Source organism: Pseudomonas sp. LTR0, assembly GCF_036630035.1.
GTDB lineage: Bacteria > Pseudomonadota > Gammaproteobacteria > Pseudomonadales > Pseudomonadaceae > Aquipseudomonas > Aquipseudomonas putida_Y.
The window spans coordinates 3085741-3098472 of the sequence record NZ_CP123734.1; the positions used below are offsets into that span (position 1 = coordinate 3085741).

Genomic DNA, 12732 nt, shown 5'->3' on the forward strand with positions numbered 1-12732 from the left:
ACATGAAGAGAATTCCAGCGCTGCTGGCCGGGCTGCTGTTGACGGTGGGCCTGGCCAGCACCGACAGCGCCGCATCGGCAGAACAGCCTTCACCTATCCATTTTGGTGCCATCGGCTGGGAAAGCGGCGCCCTCACTACCGAGATCCTGCGGCTGATCGTTGAGCGCGGCTACGGCTACCGTACCGACACCCTGCCTGGCAGCACGGTCAGCATGGAGGTGGCCCTGGCGCGCAATGACCTGCAAGTGATCGCCGAGGAATGGGCCGGGCGCAGCCCTGCCTGGGTCAAGGCCGAACAGGCCGGCCAGGTGTTCGCACTGGGCGATACGGTCAAAAACGCAGAGGAAGGTTGGTGGGTACCGGCCTATGTGATCGAGGGCGATGCCGCACGCAATCTGAAACCCGTGGCGCCGGAGCTGCACAGTGTCGAGGACCTCAAGCGTTACCCGCAGGTTTTTTCTGACCCCGAATCGCCCGGTAAAGGGCGCTTTCTCAACAGCCCGAGCGGCTGGACGTCTGAAACCGTCAACAGCCAGAAGCTCAAGGCCTATGGCCTGGATGGGCTCTACAGCAACTTCCGCAGTGGCTCCGGTGCCGCGATGGACGCCGAGATCGGTTCGGCAATCCGCCGTGGCAAACCCGTGCTGTTCTACTACTGGAACCCGACCCCGCTGATGGGGCGCTACAAGCTCATCCGGCTGGAAGAGCCACCGTTCGATGCCCAGGCCTGGGCCACCCTCACCGACCCCGCCAATCCCAACCCGAAGGGCAGCCGCTCGCTGCCGGCAAAGTTGTCGATTGGCGTGTCCAAAGCCTTCCGCGAAAACTACCCAGACCTGGTCAGCGTGTTCGAACAGGTCAACCTGCCCATCGATCGCCTGAACAAGGCCCTGGCCGTCATGAGCGAAAAACGCACGCCCCCGCGCAAAGCCGCCCTCACCTTCCTGCGCGATAACCGCGAGGTGTGGAAAGCCTGGCTGCCGGCGGACATCGCCGCCAAGGTCGAGGCCAGCCTGTGAGCAGCGGTTTCCCGCAAACCCTGCAGTTTTCCTTTGCCGACAGCGTCAACCGCCTGGTCGACTGGTTGGTATTGAACTACGGCGACCACCTGCGCGGTTTTTCTGACCAGTTGCTGCAACTGCTGGTCGGCCTGGAGAACCTGCTGCGTCTGTTGCCTTGGTGGCTGCTGTTGCTGCTGGTGGGGCTGCTGGCCTGGCACGCCAGCCGCAGCCTGCTGCGCAGCGCCGTGCTGGTCGCGCTGCTGGCCCTGATCGGTATGCTCGGGCTCTGGGACAAGCTGCTGCAGACCCTGGCTCTGGTGCTGGTCAGTACCGGCCTGTGCGTACTGGTGGGGGTACCGCTGGGCATCCTGCTGGCCACCCGCCCGCTGGCCAGACGGCTGCTGTTGCCAGTACTCGATGTGATGCAGACGCTACCTGCGTTCGTTTACCTGATCCCGGTGCTGATGCTGTTTGGCCTGGGCAAGGTGCCTGCCGTGTTCGCCACGCTGATCTACGCCCTGCCGCCGCTGGTGCGGTTGACCGAACTGGGCTTGAGCCAGATCGACCCCTCGCTGTTACAGGCGGCACACGGCCTTGGCGCCAGCCGTTGGCAGCGGTTGCGGCGCATCGCCCTGCCCTTGGCGCTGCCAAGTATCATGGCCGGGCTTAACCAGTCGGTGATGATGGCCTTGTCGATGGTAGTCGTGGCGTCGATGATCGGCGCCCGTGGGTTGGGCGAGGATGTGCTGGCGGGGATCCAGACCTTGAATGTTGGCCAAGGGGTGGAGGCCGGGCTGGCAATTGTCGCCCTGGCGATGGTGATCGACAGGATCAGCCAGGCCTATGGGCGTAGCAATCGCTGAGCCGTGTCGCCAGTGCCTGGGAGCAGCCTTGTGCTGCGAGAGGGCCGGGCCTGACAATACGTTTCTGTCAGCTGAGAACCGGACCTCAACCGCATGTCCCTGAAAGCCCTGCGCACCTTGGTGACCATCGCCCGCCACGGCACCTTTGCCCGCGCCGCCGACCTGCTCAGCCTCACCCCTTCGGCGGTCAGCCTGCACATCAAAACCCTCGAAGACGAACTGAAGGTGGCCTTGTTCGACCGTAGCCGCAGGCAGGTGGTGCTGACCGAAGCCGGCCAGTTGGCGGTGGCCCGCGCCGAGAGCCTTCTGGCTGCCTATGACGAACTGGCCGATGCCCTGGCCAGCGGCCCGAGCCTGCGCGGCCGCTTGCGCCTGGGGGCGATCCACACGGTGCTGGCGCGGCGTTTGCCCAAGGCGCTGGTGTGGATCAAGGCTCACCACCCGCAGCTACACATCAGCGTGGCCTCGGGCATGTCGGCGGAGCTGGCGCGGCGCGTGGAAGACGGTGAGCTCGATGCAGCGATCACCACCGAACCGGTCAGCCCTTACCCGCAGAACCTGGACTTTACACCGCTGTTCGAGGACCGTTTCTGGGCCATTGCCAGCCCTGAACTGGCCGGGTATAGCGTGCCGCAGTTGCTGGCCAGCCAGCCTTTCCTGCGCTTCGACAAGCGTGCCTGGGCTGGCCGCCAGATCGAGCAGGAGCTACGCCGCCAGCATATGCAGGTGAGCGAACTGATGGAACTGGACAGCCAGGAAGCCCTGGCGCGCATGGCGGTGATGGGCCTGGGTGTGGCGGTTATCCCCATGGCGGACGACGACCTGCAACGCTTGCCACCCGCCACCTGCCTGCCGTTTGGCGAGCCGCAGCTGACCCGGCGGGTGGTGTTGCTGGAGCATGAAAAAAGCCAGCGGCGGCATTTGAGTGCGGTGTTGAAGACCGCCCTGGAAGCCTGAAGCCAGGCTGATCCAAGGCGCGATATGCCCCCACCAACATGCATTTTTCCTCAACGGTCACTGAAGAAAACAACGTTTTTACAGATCGATCCGCCCCCGTAGTCTGTGCACGTACCCGCCCACGGAATGCTGACCATGCTGCACTTGCTGCTGACCACCCTGCTCCCCATCATCCTGCTGATTGCCCTGGGCACCTTCCTGCGTATTCGCGGTTTTCTTGCCGAGAGCTTCTGGCCTGGCGCCGAGCGCCTGAGCTACTACGTCCTGCTGCCGTCGCTGTTCCTTCATGGGCTGGCCACCGCCAACCTCGATGGCATACCGGTGCTGGGCATGGCAGGTGCCCTGATGCTCTCAACCTTGGTCGGTGCCTTATTGCTGGTGCTGTATCAGGGCACGGCAAATCATGATGGTGCCGATTTCACCTCGGTGTTTCAGGGCGGTATCCGCTTCAACAACTACATTGGTGCCACCCTGGCTGCGGGCATCTATGGCAGCGCCGGTATTGCCCTGGCGGCGGTGGCCAACGCGGCCATCGTGCCCTTGGTCAACCTGCTCTGCGTGCTGGTGTTTGCCCGCTTCAGCGCCCGTCACAGTTCCCCTGCCACAGTGCTTCGGGCGATCTTCGCCAACCCGTTGATCGTCGGCTGCGCTGGCGGGCTGATGCTACGGGTCTCGGGGCTGGGCTTGCCAGCCGGTATCGACGCCACGGTCAAGGCCTTGGGCCACGCCGCCCTGCCTCTGGGTTTGCTGTGTGTCGGCGCAGCACTGGGTGGCGCCAGCCTCGGCCAGCAGGTGCGGCCGCTGATGGCAGCATCGGCGTTCAAGTTCCTGGTCATGCCACTGACCACCTGGGGCCTTTGCCGGCTGCTCGGCCTGAGTGGCCAGGCTGCGGTGGTGGCGGTGTTGTTCCAGGCGCTGCCCACCGCTTCGTCATCTTATGTCATGGCCCGGCAAATGGGCGGCAATGCGCCACTGATGGCCACCATCATCGCTCTGCAGACCGTGGCCGCCGCCGCTACCCTGCCTTTGGTGTTAATGCTTACGCTTGGCTAGACTGAAATTCTGCCCACCGCCTGGTAGTTCGCCCATGCGCCTTTACTGCATGCTGATCGGCTTGACCTCGGCCCTGCTCGCAGGCCCCCTCCATGCCGCTGACCCGGCCAAAGCCGCCGTTGCCGAGGACAAGGCCGAAATGCTTGAAGAAAAGGTCGTTGAAGATGCACCTCCCCCCAAAAAAGCGGAGAAACTGACCCCCGGCGAAGCGCGGGCAGTGGACCCGGCTGGCAAGGCGCCGCTGGATGACAGCATCACCTGCCTGGCACGTACCATCTACTGGGAAGCCAAAGGCGCCGACGCCAAAGACATGACCGCAGTGGCCAGTGTGGTGCTCAACCGCCTGGGCCACGATGGCTTTCCCGACACCATCTGCGCGGTAGTCAAACAGGGTGTGGAGGCCAAGGCCTGTCAGTTCTCATGGTGGTGTGACGGGCGCCCGGACCAGGTCGAGGAACCGCAACGCTACGACGTTGCCAAAGAGATCGCACGCAAGGCACTGAACCAGCAGTTGAAAGACCCCACCGGTGGCGCATTGTACTTCCACGACCGCACGGTGCGCCCCGACTGGGCCAAGGCTTATCGCAAGACCGCGCAGACCACCCACTTCCTGTTCTACAAGCCGAACCAGGCATTGGCCCATTGACGCGTAAACGGCTGACAACGCTGGCCCGATGCGAATGACTGGCAACTGACCGCACTTTTCCACCGACCAGGGGTCTACTCCCTCTTTTGCCGCCAGTAACGATTGCCGGCGTTTTCATTGTCTTGCACGACCTCGGGCCAAAAGCCGCGGGCTTGTGTAGGATGAGCAGCGCACACCACGACGCTGCCAGTCATAGGGAGATCCACATGCGCGTCCTGACATCCGTTGTCGCCTTGTCACTGGGCCTGGTCGTTTCGACCGGGGCGCTGGCAGCCACCGGCGAAGAGGCGCAGTTGATCGATTCGATCAATGTCTACCGCAGCAAGGCCCAGCCCTGCGGTGGCGGGGCGTCGCTGGAACTGCCGCCGCTCAACAGCGACACACGTCTGGCGCTGTCGCCAGAGGGCACCCGCGACCTGCAACAGGCCATGACCCGCGCCGCCTACCCAATGGTCAGCGTCCAGGCCATCAGCCTGTCGGGGCCACGCGATGCACGCGCCGCCATGCATGCCATTGAGGAAAGCTTCTGCCAGGTGGTGCTCGATCCGCAATTCGTCGATATCGGCGTCAGCCAGGAGGGCCGCGACTGGCGCATCGTGCTGGCACGGCCGCTGCTCACCGGCCGCCTGGGCGACTGGCAAGCCGAGGGGCAGAAGGTGCTGCAGGAGGTCAACGCCGCGCGCAAGGTGCCACGGCAATGCGGCGGCCAGCCGTTTGCCGCCGCCCCGGCACTCAGCTGGAGCACAGTGCTGGCCGGGGTCGCCGCCAACCACACACGGGCGATGGCCAACCAGAACTTCTTCGACCACATCGATAAAGATGGCCGCACACCCGGTGACCGGGCGGAACTGGCCGGATACCTGTACCAGCAGATCGGCGAAAATATCACTGCCGGGCGTGACACAGCGCAAAAGGTCGTCAACGGCTGGCTGGACAGCCCGGGGCACTGCGCCACGCTGATGAATCCGGCTTTCCGTGAACTGGGCGCTGCCTATGCGGTGGACCCCAAGAGTGATGCCGGGATCTACTGGACAGGCGTGTTCGGGACGCCGCAGTAGGTCACGTGAAGGGGCAATTGCCTGCACGCAACTGCAAGGCCGTACAACCAAACCGACGCCGCACGCATTTGCCAAGGTAGCTGGCATCCCCCAGGCCCACCTCATCGGCAATCTGCGCCAGGCTGTGGCTGGAGTTGAGTAAACGCCAGCGCGCCTGCTGCAAGCGCATCTCCAGCCACCAGGCCTTGGTGCTCATGCCGTGGCTGGCCTGGAACTGCCGGTCCAGTTGACGCCGGCTGATGCCCAGTTCCGCAGCCAGTTGCTCCACGGCCAACGGCGTGCCCAGGTGATGACGCATCAGTGCTTGCGCCCGCTGCACCTGGCGCCCCTGACCGGCACCCAGCTCCAGCGAGCGCAAGGCGTGACGGCTGTCGCGGGTCTCGTCCACCAGCATGTCAGCCAGCCCTTTGAGCGCACGCGTTCGCCCGCAAGCGCGTGAAAGTAGGGCAACGGCCAGGTCTATGGCGGCAGTGCCACCGGCGCACGTGATGCGATTGCCATCGATGCAGTACAACTGCTCGCTCAGCAGCTGCAACTGCGGAAAAGCAGCACGAAACTCGGCTTCGTGACGCCAGTGCACCACCACCTTGTGCCCCTGCAGCAGGCCGCAGGCCGCCAGCAGGAAGGCGCCATTGTCGACCCCCACCAGCTTGACACCCGCCTTGGCGGCCTGCCTGAGCAAAGCCTGGTAACGTGGCGCCAGCGCTGCGGTGGCCATGGCACTGCGGCCGCCAAACACCACCAGGTAGTCGAAACAGTTCAGCTCGAGCTGATCAGCAATGGCCTCGACCTGCAGTACCGCGCCACTGCTCGACGGTATCGGCTCAAGGCTGAGCCCCGCCACCGTCCAGCTGCAATAGCGTTGCTGGCTGTAGTCCTCGTCGTCGGCGCTGAAGCGCAATTTGTCGAGAAAGGCGCCAAACGGCAGCAAGGCAAAATCCGGTAACGGCATGATCAGCAAGCGGATGTCGGGCGGCATGAAACCACGTCCAGAAAAGACCCTTGTATGACCAGATAATACTCTTCCAGCTTGAGCGTTGCGCCATAGACTGGCGCCCTCTCTCGAACAAGGTATTTTTCAACATGGCACTGGAAACCTGTCTCATCTACCTGCTGGCCAGCATCGGTCTGTCGCTGACCCCGGGGCCTAACAGCCTGTTGGCGTTGACCCATGGCGCGCTATATGGCGCACGACGAACGCTGTTCACCATCGTGGGCGGGGTATTGGGTTTCAGCGCCCTCATCGCCTTGGCCATGTTCGGCCTCAGCGCACTGCTCCAAACCTCGGCGTCGGTGCTGGGCGTACTGAAGTGGGTGGGTGGGGCTTATTTGATCTGGCTGGGCATTCAACTGTGGCGCAGCCCAGGCCTGCAACTGGAACTGACCGAGCAAAGCGCGCGGCGCGGCAATGCCGGGCTGTTTCGCCAGGGCCTGCTTTCGGCCATGGCCAACCCCAAGGTGTTGCTGTTCTATGGTGCCTTCCTGCCGCAGTTCATCGACCCACAGCGAGGACTACTGCTGCAGTTCGCTGTGATGGCCGCGACCTTTGCCAGCGTCGAGTTCCTGGTCGAGTATTTGCTGGCACGCCTGGCGTTTCGCATTCGCCCTTGGCTGGCCAAGGGAGGTAAAGGTTTCAATCGCTGCTGCGGCAGCCTGTTTGCCTTGATTGGCCTGGCGCTGCCGCTTGGCCGATAGCGGGCCCGCGAACACGGGCGAAGCCCGTGCCCTGCACCGCGTAACGGTTCAACCCCGGCGTGCTTTGAGTAGAAACACAACCAGCGCCACACTCGGCAACCCCGCCCCCACCAGTGCCACACCCTGCCAGCCAAACTGGCTGAACAGCGCACTGGCCACCGCGGACCCCAGCGCCCCTCCAAGGAAAATGCTGGTCATGTACACCGCATTCAGCCGCCCGCGGCTGGCAGGGTCCAGTGCGTACACTTCGCGCTGGCCGATGACCATGTTCATCTGCACCGCAAAGTCCAGCAACACGCCGGTAAGGCCCAGGCCAATCACGCTGTAACCCGGCACTGTCAGCCCCAGCAACAAGGCCGCTGGCGCCAGCAACAGCGCCAGCAGCGAGCCGGCCCGGGCATGCCCGGCATCGGCCAGGCGGCCGGCCATGGGCGCAGCAACGGCACCCACCGCGCCGACAAGGGCGAACACAGCGATCTGGCTTTGTGACAGGCCATGCTCACCGGCAAGCGCCATCGGCACCGCCGTCCAGTAAAGACTGAACGCTGCAAACATCAGTGCCTGGTAAAACGAACGCTGGCGCAACAGCGGATAACGACGCAGCAGTGTGAGCAGCGACAGCATCAACCCGGCATAGCTGGCTTTGTGCTCGGGACGCCGCTGCGGCAAGGTCAACACCAGCAGCAGGATGATCGCCAGCATTACCCCTGCGGCGCCGATGAACACCGCACGCCAGCCGAAGTGGTCGGCCACCAGGCTCGACAGCGGTCGCGCCAGCAGGATGCCCAGCAGCAAGCCGCCCATGATGTTACCAACCACACGACCACGCTGCTGCTCCGGCGCCAGATGCGCTGCCAGCGGGATGAGCATCTGCACCGACACTGAACTGAAGCCGATCAGCAGTGCGTAACCCAGGAACAGCTGGCCCTGGCCGCTGCTGCTGGTACCCGCCAGCAGCAGGCTGACGCAGGCCAGGACCGCGGTGCCCACCATCAGGCGGCGGTTTTCCAGCAGGTCGGCCAGCGGTACCAGCAACAACAGGCCCAGGGCATATCCCAGCTGAGTGAGAGAAACGATCAGGCTGGCATGCTCGGTGGACAGCCCTAGGTCCGGGGCGATCAGCCCGACGATGGGCTGGGCGTAGTAGATGTTGGCGACGATCGCGCCGCAGCAGAACGCCAGCAGCACTACCAGAGCCCGGCTCAGGCTGGCGGCTGCCGGTTGCGCTGTCGCAAGGGAGGGGTTCATGCGAAGTTCCTCGACAAGGGATGGGGAGATGCTGGCCACCTTACCCATGCACGACATCGCCGAGAATCCGGCGGTGGCGCAATGCGGCTTTGCGCACAGCGCAACACTAGTTGCCGCGTATGAGCAAATTTTCGCAAAAGTCGATGAATGCGTTTACCCGCCGTGAGCCCCGGTGGTTGGGCATGTACAAGGCGTTGATGCTGCTATTGGCCGTGCCAGGGCTGGCCTGCCAGTCGGGGAAAACCCGCTGCAGGCGCCCCGCCAACACATCCTCGCGTACCAGCCAGTCCGCCAGCAGTGCGATACCACTGCCTGCCAGTGCCGTTTCACGCAACATGTCGGCATTGGCGCTGCGCAATGGCCCGCTTACATCCAGCTCCAGGCTGTCCTGGCCACAGGTCAGGCGCCAGGGGCGCGCTTTCTGCCCATAGCGAAAGCGCAGGCAGGCATGGTCAAGCAACTCCCGGGGATGCTGCAGTGGCTCACGCCCGGCCAGGTAAGCCGGGCTGGCCACCAGCCAACGCTGAAAACCGCCCAGCCGGCGGCACACCAGCTCGTCATTGGGCGAGGGGTCGCCCAGGCGAATCGACAGGTCATAGCGCCCGTCAAGCAAGTCGTCCAGGCGGTCGCTGAGGTCGATGTCCAGTTCCAGTGCCGGGTGCTGCGCCAGAAACGGCCCCAGGTGCGGGGCGATGACCCGCCGGCCGAACTCCACTGGCAGGCTCAGGCGCAGTACACCAACAGGATCCTCGCCGCGATCGGCGATGCTGGCATCAGCCTCGTCCAGTGCTTCGAAAATGCCCCGTGCCCGCTCGTAGTAACGGGCGCCGGCTTCGGTCAGGCTGACCTGGCGCGTCGAACGGTTGAGCAAGGTGGCGCCCAACGACGCTTCCAGGGCATCGACCAGACGTGTCACCGACGATGTCGCCAGCCCTAGCCTGCGCGCGGCAGCAGAAAAGCCTTGGGCATCGACAGTGGCCACGAACATTTTCATCGCCAGCAGCTTGTCCATGTTCAGCCCGTCTTCCAAAAACCGGAAAGTTCTTACAAACAGCCGGGCGGGTCAAGCAGCGCGCCCCACGGCAATCGCGTCCATAGTGAAATCAACCCAATTCCAAGGAGGCTTGCCATGACCCTGAACAACCTGCTGACCGCCCTGCCGCCCTGCGATCCCGCCAGCGCCGAACGTGTCGACGAATTGCTCAGCCGCCCAGGCGTACGCGTGGAGCGTATCGTCTCCAGCGGGCAGGCAAGCCCACCCGGCTTCTGGTACGACCAGGCCGAAGGCGAGTGGATCATGTTGCTCAGGGGGGCTGCCGCCCTGCGTTTCGAGCACGAGCGCCACACCCGCCTGCTGGCGCCGGGCGATTGTCTGGACATCCCCCCGCACCACCGCCACCGCGTGGAATGGACCGCGCCCGGCACAGCCACCATCTGGCTCGCGGTGTTCTATAGCAGCAGCACCCCATGGCCGGCATGAAGGGGCCATGCCTGCCCGTGCACAAGGCGCAGTTGCCCCGTCGCCGTGCAAGGTTGGGCTTACCACCAAAGCATGAATACAAATCGAAGAGGCCTCATAAACGCCCCGTTCAATGCGCTTTTCAGCACCTTATCTATACTTTTAGCCACATCTTCGTAAGTTCAGCCCTGCGACAATCAGCCTCGCTCAATTATGTACCAACTTGTTAATTAGCAAGCTAAGGGCTTAAACTGCGCGCATTCCACCTGCTGAGATCCCTGGCATGAAAGAAACACCGCGCGCCTCTGGCGCCACACACTTCATCCTGGTCGGCCTGGGCGTGATCGTCGCCCTGCTCGGCCTCCTCCTGGCTGCTGGCGGCGTCAAGCTCGCCGGTCTGGGCGGTTCCTGGTACTTCCTGATCGGCGGCTTGGCCATGGCCATCGCCGGTGTCCTCATTGCTCGGCGCAAGAGGGCTGGCGCCTGGCTGTATGCCGTGTTCTTGATCGGCACTGCCATCTGGGCACTGATCGATGCGGGCCTGGTGTTCTGGCCGCTGTTCTCGCGCCTGTTCATGTTCGGCGCAATCGGCATGGTCGTGGCGCTGGTCTACCCGCTGCTGGCGCGTGCCAATGGCGCCAGCGCCGGGCGCGGTGCCTACGGCGTCGCCGGGGTAATGGCCGTGGTGCTGGTGGTCGCTGTCGGCAACATGTTCGTTGCCCACCCAAGCGTTGCTCCCAACGGCAAAGGCCCTGGCATGACCCCAGTCGAAACCGGCAAGGAACAGAAAGACTGGGCCCACTACGGCAACACCGAAGGTGGCAGCCGCTTCGCCGCGCTTGACCAGATCAACCGTGACAACGTCAACAAGCTGAAGGTAGCGTGGACCTACCACACCGGCGACGTCGCGATCAGTGACGGCAACGGTGCCGAAGACCAGCTCACCCCGCTGCAGATCGGCAGCAAGGTGTTCATCTGCACCCCGCACAACAACCTGATCGCACTCGATGCCGACACCGGCAAAGAACTGTGGAAGAACGAAATCAACGCCCAGTCCAAGGTCTGGCAGCGTTGCCGTGGCATGGCCTACTTCGACGCCACTGCCGCCATCGCCCAGCCAACCCAGCCGAACAGCTCGCCGATCACCAGCGTTAGCGTAGCGGCCGGTGCCAACTGCCAGCGTCGCCTGCTGACCAACACCATCGACGGCCGCCTGATTGCCGTCGACGCCGACAACGGCGAGTTCTGCCAGGGCTTCGGCAACAATGGCCAGGTTGACCTCAAGGCCGGCCTGGGTGATGTACCGGACTCCTACTACCAGCTGTCCTCGGCACCACTGATGGCCGGCACTACCGTAGTGGTCGGCGGCCGTGTTGCCGACAACGTCCAGACCGACATGCCAGGTGGCGTGATCCGTGGTTTTGACGTGATCACCGGTGAAATGCGCTGGGCCTTCGACCCGGGCAACCCGGAAGATCGCCAGGCACCACAGGCCGACAGCACCTACGTGCGCAGCACCCCGAACAGCTGGGCGCCGATGTCCTACGACCCGGCGATGAACACCGTGTTCCTGCCGATGGGTTCGTCGTCCACTGACATCTACGGCGTAGAGCGCAGCAAACTGGACCACACTTACGGCGCTTCGGTGCTGGCACTGGACGCCACCACCGGCAACCAGAAGTGGGTGTTCCAGACCGTGCACAACGACCTCTGGGACTTCGACCTGCCCATGCAGCCAAGCCTGATCGACTTCACCAAGGACGACGGCCAGTCGGTACCTGCGGTGGTGATCGGCACCAAGGCCGGGCAGATCTACGTGCTCGACCGCGCCACCGGCAAACCGCTGACCCAGGTCGACGAAGTACCGGTCAAGCCAAGCAACATCCCGAACGAGCCGTACTCCGCTACCCAGCCCAAGTCGGTGGGCATGCCGCAGATTGGCGCGCAGACCCTGACCGAATCGGACATGTGGGGTGCCACCCCTTACGACCAGCTGCTGTGCCGCATCGACTTCAAGAAGATGCGCTACGACGGCCTGTACACCGCGCCGGGCACCGACCTGTCGCTGAGCTTCCCGGGTTCGCTGGGTGGCATGAACTGGGGCAGCATTTCTACCGACCCGGTACATGGCTTCATCTTCGTCAACGACATGCGCCTGGGCCTGTGGATCCAGATGATTCCTTCGCAGAACAAAGGTGGTGCAGCATCCGGTGGCGAAGCACTGAACACTGGCATGGGCGCGGTACCGCTCAAGGGCACCCCGTATGCCGTGAACAAGAACCGCTTCCTGTCGGTCGCCGGCATTCCATGCCAGGCACCGCCGTTCGGCACCCTGACCGCCATCGACATGAAGACCCGCCAGGTAGCCTGGCAGGTGCCGGTCGGCACCGTTGAAGACACCGGCCCGCTCGGCATCCGCATGCACCTGCCGATCAAGATCGGCCTGCCAACGCTGGGCGGCACCCTGTCGACCCAAGGCGGCCTGGTGTTCATCGCAGGCACCCAGGACTTCTACCTGCGTGCCTACGACAGCAGCAATGGCAAGGAAATCTGGAAGGCTCGCCTGCCCGTTGGCAGCCAGGGCGGCCCGATGACCTACGTCTCGCCGAAAACCGGCAAGCAATACGTGGTGATCACTGCTGGCGGTGCACGCCAGTCGACTGATCGTGGCGACTACGTGATTTCTTACGCTCTGCCGTAAGACCGCGTCGCCTGCTTCGCGGGCAAGCCCGCTCCTACAAGGCTTACACCG

Annotated in this window: 12 protein-coding genes; 9 read left to right on the plus strand and 3 right to left on the minus strand. The window is 63.9% G+C overall.

Going from position 1 to position 12732, the window contains the following annotated elements:
* Positions 1-2: 2 nt before the first annotated feature.
* The 6 genes from QCL51_RS14295 (at position 3) to QCL51_RS14320 (ending at position 5578) form a co-directional block, all read left to right on the plus strand.
* The gene (locus tag QCL51_RS14295; RefSeq protein WP_101196273.1) at positions 3-1019 is read left to right on the plus strand and encodes an ABC transporter substrate-binding protein; all 1017 of its coding nucleotides are present in this window, start codon (positions 3-5) and stop codon (positions 1017-1019) included.
* On the plus strand, positions 1016-1864 hold the full coding sequence (locus QCL51_RS14300; RefSeq protein ID WP_021781660.1) for an ABC transporter permease subunit: 849 nt from the start codon (positions 1016-1018) through the stop codon (positions 1862-1864). Before QCL51_RS14295 ends, QCL51_RS14300 begins: the two co-directional genes overlap by 4 nt.
* A gap of 93 nt (positions 1865-1957) precedes the next feature.
* Positions 1958-2821 (plus strand): LysR family transcriptional regulator, encoded by an 864-nt coding sequence (locus QCL51_RS14305; protein ID WP_021781661.1) that lies wholly within the window; start codon positions 1958-1960, stop codon positions 2819-2821.
* Positions 2822-2956: 135 nt separating this feature from the next.
* Positions 2957-3874, plus strand: coding sequence for an AEC family transporter (locus QCL51_RS14310; protein ID WP_021781662.1), 918 nt, complete (start codon positions 2957-2959; stop codon positions 3872-3874).
* Between the two features lie 34 nt (positions 3875-3908).
* Positions 3909-4520, plus strand: coding sequence for a cell wall hydrolase (locus QCL51_RS14315; RefSeq protein WP_021781663.1), 612 nt, complete (start codon positions 3909-3911; stop codon positions 4518-4520).
* 206 nt (positions 4521-4726) lie between these two features.
* A complete protein-coding gene (locus QCL51_RS14320) occupies positions 4727-5578 on the plus strand; it encodes a CAP domain-containing protein (protein WP_021781664.1) in 852 nt (283 codons plus the stop codon).
* Between the two features lies 1 nt (position 5579).
* Here the strand turns inward: QCL51_RS14320 and QCL51_RS14325 are convergent, their stop codons facing one another.
* On the minus strand, positions 5580-6557 hold the full coding sequence (locus QCL51_RS14325) for a helix-turn-helix domain-containing protein (protein ID WP_028697284.1): 978 nt from the start codon (positions 6555-6557) through the stop codon (positions 5580-5582).
* Positions 6558-6661: 104 nt separating this feature from the next.
* On the opposite strand from QCL51_RS14325, the gene QCL51_RS14330 reads away from it, so the two are divergent.
* Positions 6662-7273, plus strand: coding sequence for a LysE family transporter (locus tag QCL51_RS14330; protein ID WP_274119024.1), 612 nt, complete (start codon positions 6662-6664; stop codon positions 7271-7273).
* A 48-nt stretch (positions 7274-7321) separates the two neighbouring features.
* On the opposite strand, the gene QCL51_RS14335 is transcribed toward QCL51_RS14330, so the two are convergent.
* Together QCL51_RS14335 and QCL51_RS14340 are read right to left on the minus strand one after the other, a co-directional pair.
* Positions 7322-8521, minus strand: a complete 1200-nt coding sequence (locus QCL51_RS14335) for an MFS transporter (RefSeq protein ID WP_101196275.1) — start codon at positions 8519-8521, stop codon at positions 7322-7324.
* Positions 8522-8627: 106 nt separating this feature from the next.
* Entirely contained in the window at positions 8628-9533 is a 906-nt protein-coding gene (locus QCL51_RS14340; RefSeq protein ID WP_101196276.1) for a LysR family transcriptional regulator, read from the minus strand.
* A 117-nt stretch (positions 9534-9650) separates the two neighbouring features.
* Here QCL51_RS14340 and QCL51_RS14345 point away from each other — a divergent pair, with 117 nt between their 5' ends.
* A complete protein-coding gene (locus QCL51_RS14345) occupies positions 9651-10001 on the plus strand; it encodes a cupin (RefSeq protein WP_021781668.1) in 351 nt (116 codons plus the stop codon).
* A 262-nt stretch (positions 10002-10263) separates the two neighbouring features.
* Entirely contained in the window at positions 10264-12681 is a 2418-nt protein-coding gene (locus QCL51_RS14350) for a glucose/quinate/shikimate family membrane-bound PQQ-dependent dehydrogenase (protein ID WP_021781669.1), read from the plus strand.
* Positions 12682-12732: the final 51 nt, after the last annotated feature.